Genomic DNA, 474 nt, shown 5'->3' with positions numbered 1-474 from the left:
TCTTACTATTATACCGACTTTTTTTGCTTTGTCAACACCTTTTTTTAATTTTTTTTTTAGAAGTCTTGTAATGTTTCCTTCAGCTCTCTGAGAAGGGCTTTGCGGCCTTTAAATCGTTCGTCTGCCCAGAGGCGTTCGTAGGCTTCTTGTCTATCTTCTGGTAATTTTCTTCTATAAGTTTCCAACAATTCATGAAGGGCGTAGTAATCATCCAACCACAATCCTCCTTCTGGTAGGCGATGGCTAATTTCTCCTACTTCTTCGTAGGGCATTCGGTCTAGACGACGTTTTTGACTCTCTTGTTTTCTGACGCTATCAAGGATTCGATTGCGAAATTTTGTTTTGAAGTAGACGTAGAGTTTCTTTTCTTCTTCCACTAGTTCTGGATGGACCTCAAGCAGTTCATGGAGACAGATCATTCCTTCTTGGTCCCAATCCTCTTTTTCCCACAGGTGGAGATAATAATCTTTTCGG

The 474-nt window shown here is 40.5% G+C and carries 1 protein-coding gene; it reads right to left on the bottom strand.

Going from position 1 to position 474, the window contains the following annotated elements; genetic code table 11:
* Positions 1–56: 56 nt before the first annotated feature.
* The coding region (locus AB2B50_RS09685) for a sigma-70 family RNA polymerase sigma factor (RefSeq protein WP_320693334.1) at positions 57–474 on the bottom strand (418 nt) is incomplete at its 5' end.

This window comes from Streptococcus fermentans (assembly GCF_040888305.1).
Classification (GTDB): Bacteria; Bacillota; Bacilli; order Lactobacillales; family Streptococcaceae; genus Streptococcus; species Streptococcus fermentans.
This window is presented reverse-complemented; position numbering and strand designations above follow the sequence as displayed.